This is a genomic window from Pseudooceanicola lipolyticus (assembly GCF_002786325.1).
Taxonomy (GTDB): Bacteria; Pseudomonadota; Alphaproteobacteria; order Rhodobacterales; family Rhodobacteraceae; genus Pseudooceanicola_C; species Pseudooceanicola_C lipolyticus.
Genome location: NZ_PGTB01000390.1, coordinates 1 through 873 on the forward strand (window position 1 = coordinate 1; position 873 = coordinate 873).

1 protein-coding gene is annotated in these 873 nt (G+C 69.6%); it reads right to left on the reverse strand.

What is annotated here, in order from left to right:
- Positions 1-873: ABC transporter permease (locus CVM52_RS26150; protein WP_370741729.1), on the reverse strand; the 873-nt coding region annotated here is incomplete at both ends.

The window sequence follows — 873 nt, forward strand, 5'->3', positions numbered from 1 at the left end:
GTCTTCAGCACCGCGGCCTCGTAGGTGCGCGCGGTTTCGCCCGCCGCCGCCGCGCCGATCAGCACCAGAAAGCCGGTCAGCAGCGTTGCCGCCGCGCCGTAGGAGGTGGCGGCGGCCAGCCCGTCCAGCACCTCGGCCACGCGGGTGATGGCGTCGCGCACGCGGATCGCGGTGATATTGGGATAGGCGCCGGCCAGATCGCGCAGGATCTCGGCCTCGGCCGCCTCGTCGGCATAGACCGTCGAGATAAAGCTGTGCGGCGCCCCGGCCAGCGCCCCTGGGTTCATCGACAGGATAAAGCCGATGCCGGCGGTGGAGAAATCGACCTCGCGAAAGCTGGTGATGGTGGCGGTGATGTCGCGGCCGAGGATGTTGACCGTCAGGGTGTCGCCCAGTTGCAGACCCATCTCCTCTGCCTCTTCGGCGGCAAAGCTGATCTGGGGCGGGCCGTCATACTCCGGACCCCACCAGGTGCCGGCGGTCAGCCGGGTGCGCGGCGGCAATTCGGCGGAATAGGTCACGCCGCGGTCGCCGTTCAGCACCCAATGCCCGCCGGCGACCTCGTTGGCCGGGCGGTCGTTGATGCGGGTGATGATGCCGCGCAGCATCGGCGCGCTGTCGATGCGGTGCACGGCAGGGTCGTTTTCCAGCCGCCGGGTAAAGCCCGGCATCTGGTCTTTCTGGATGTCGACGAAGAAATAGGAGGGGGCGATTTCCGGCAATTCGCCCGAGATCGCGTTGCGCAGGTTGCCGTCGATCTGGCCCACCGCCGCCAGCACCGACAGGCCCAACCCCAGCGACAGCACCACCGAGGCGGCGCCTTCGCGGGGGCCCGAGATTGCCGCCAGCGCCCAGCGCAGCGCCGGGCGGCCG